The following is a 3,181-nucleotide window of genomic DNA, read 5'->3' on the forward strand; positions in this document are numbered from 1 at the left end:
CAAGTTGATGTGTTGGGTGTTGTTGGTAAGTCCTCGGCCGATTAGTACCAGTCACCTAAACCTATTACTAGGCGTACAGTTCTGGCCTATCAACCCCATGGTCTGTAGGGGGCCTTAACCCTTCAAGAGGGTGAGAAACCTCATCTTGGAACAGGCTTCCCGCTTAGATGCTTTCAGCGGTTATCCCTTCCGAACGTAGCTAACCAGCAGTGCTCCTGGCGGAACAACTGGCACACCAGAGGTTCGTCCGTCCCGGTCCTCTCGTACTAGGGACAGGTTTCCTCAAGTTTCTAACGCGCGCGGCGGATAGAGACCGAACTGTCTCACGACGTTCTAAACCCAGCTCGCGTGCCGCTTTAATGGGCGAACAGCCCAACCCTTGGGACCTACTCCAGCCCCAGGATGCGACGAGCCGACATCGAGGTGCCAAACCATCCCGTCGATATGGACTCTTGGGGAAGATCAGCCTGTTATCCCCGGGGTACCTTTTATCCGTTGAGCGACACCACTTCCACACGTTGGTGCCGGATCACTAGTCCCGACTTTCGTCCCTGCTCGACATGTACGTCTCACAGTCAAGCTCCCTTGTGCACTTACACTCAACACCTGATTGCCAACCAGGCTGAGGGAACCTTTGGGCGCCTCCGTTACATTTTAGGAGGCAACCGCCCCAGTTAAACTACCCACCAGGCACTGTCCCTGAACCCGATCAGGGTCCGAGGTTAGAAGTCCAATACGATCAGAGTGGTATTTCAACAATGACTCCATGAACACTGGCGTGCCCACTTCACAGTCTCCCACCTATCCTACACAAACCGAACCGAACACCAATACCAAGCTATAGTGAAGGTCCCGGGGTCTTTTCGTCCTGCCGCGCGTAACGAGCATCTTTACTCGTACTGCAATTTCGCCGAGTCTGTGGTTGAGACAGCAGAGAAGTCGTTACGCCATTCGTGCAGGTCGGAACTTACCCGACAAGGAATTTCGCTACCTTAGGATGGTTATAGTTACCACCGCCGTTTACTGGGGCTTAAATTCTCAGCTTCGCCCCCCGAAGGGAACTAACCGGTCCTCTTAACCTTCCAGCACCGGGCAGGCGTCAGTCCGTATACATCGTCTTACGACTTCGCACGGACCTGTGTTTTTAGTAAACAGTCGCTTCTCTCTGGTCTCTGCGACCCACACCAGCTCAAACAGTAAATGTCGTCACCAGAATGGGTCCCCCTTCTCCCGAAGTTACGGGGGCATTTTGCCGAGTTCCTTAACCACAGTTCTCTCGATCGCCTTAGTATTCTCTACCTGACCACCTGTGTTGGTTTGGGGTACGGGCCGTGTACCAACTCACTAGAGGCTTTTCTCGGCAGCATAGGATCATGGACTTCACCACAACGGTTACGCATCACCTCTCAGACTTGATGAAACACGGATTTACCTATGTTTCGTCCTACAGGCTTACACCAGGACAACCATCGCCTGGCACCACTACCTTCCTGCGTCACCCCATCGCTTGCCTACTACCAGCCAAGGTCCTGTGCATCACCCCACTCGAGACCCGAAGGCCTTCTCGGAGGATCTGGACAGTTAGTACAACTGATTCAGCATGGGCGCGGATACACGGGTACGGGAATATCAACCCGTTGTCCATCGACTACGCCTGTCGGCCTCGCCTTAGGTCCCGACTCACCCTGGGCGGATTAGCCTGGCCCAGGAACCCTTGGTCATTCGGCGGCAGAGTTTCTCACTCTGCTTTCGCTACTCATGCCTGCATTCTCACTCCCACACCCTCCACACCTCGTTCACACGGGCGCTTCCACGGATGCAGGACGCTCCCCTACCCACCCACACACCTAGCCCACAACCCGTAGATCATGGGCGGGCTTATGTGAGTGCCGCGGCTTCGGCGGTGTACTTGAGCCCCGCTACATTGTCGGCGCAGGATCACTTGACCAGTGAGCTATTACGCACTCTTTCAAGGGTGGCTGCTTCTAAGCCAACCTCCTGGTTGTCTTCGCGACCCCACATCCTTTTCCACTTAGTACACGCTTAGGGGCCTTAGCCGGCGATCTGGGCTGTTTCCCTCTCGACTACGAACCTTATCGCCCGCAGTCTCACTGCCCTGCTCTCACTTACCGGCATTCGGAGTTTGGCTGACGTCAGTAACCTAGTAGGGCCCATCGGCCATCCAGTAGCTCTACCTCCGGTAAGAAACACAGAACGCTGCACCTAAATGCATTTCGGGGAGAACCAGCTATCACGGAGTTTGATTGGCCTTTCACCCCTACCCACAACTCATCCCCTCCATTTTCAACTGAAGTGGGTTCGGGCCTCCACGACGTCTTACCGACGCTTCACCCTGGCCATGGGTAGATCACTCCGCTTCGGGTCTAGACCCGGCGACTCCACGCCCTATTCAGACTCGCTTTCGCTACGGCTACCCCACACGGGTTAACCTTGCCACCGAGCACTAACTCGCAGGCTCATTCTTCAAAAGGCACGCCATCACCCACAACCAACCAAATGATTCGCAGGCTTTGACGGATTGTAAGCGTCCGGTTTCAGGTACTATTTCACTCCCCTCCCGGGGTACTTTTCACCTTTCCCTCACGGTACTTGTCCGCTATCGGTCACCAGGAAGTATTCAGGCTTACCGGGTGGTCCCGGCAGATTCACAGCAGATTCCACGAGCCCGCTGCTACTTGGGCACCCATCACGCAAGACCACACGTTTTCAGCTACCGGACTCTCACCGTCTACGGCAGACCATTCCAGGCCACTTCACCTAACATGCAGCATTTATCACTCACGCCCCGACAGGTAGATCGGAGAAGATGAACCCCACAACACCACACACACAACCCCTACCCGGTATCACATGCGCATGGTTTAGCCTCCTCCGCTTTCGCTCGCCACTACTCACGGAATCACAATTGTTTTCTCTTCCTATGGGTACTGAGATGTTTCACTTCCCCACGTTCCCCCCACACAGCCTATACATTCAGCTGGTGGTAACACGACATCACTCGTGCTGGGTTTCCCCATTCGGACACCCTCGGATCACAGCTCGTTTGACAACTCCCCGAGGACTATCGCGGCCTACCACGTCCTTCATCGGCTCCTGGTACCAAGGCATCCACCGAACGCCCTAAAACACTTACAACAACACCTACAAACACACCCCACAC

At 54.9% G+C, this 3,181-nt stretch carries 1 rRNA gene; it reads right to left on the reverse strand.

Features of this window, described 5'->3' with window-relative positions:
- Positions 1–21: 21 nt before the first annotated feature.
- Positions 22–3,156, reverse strand: a 23S ribosomal RNA gene (locus ABW18_RS22160).
- Positions 3,157–3,181: the final 25 nt, after the last annotated feature.

Source organism: Gordonia jacobaea (assembly GCF_001186365.1).
GTDB lineage: Bacteria > Actinomycetota > Actinomycetes > Mycobacteriales > Mycobacteriaceae > Gordonia > Gordonia jacobaea.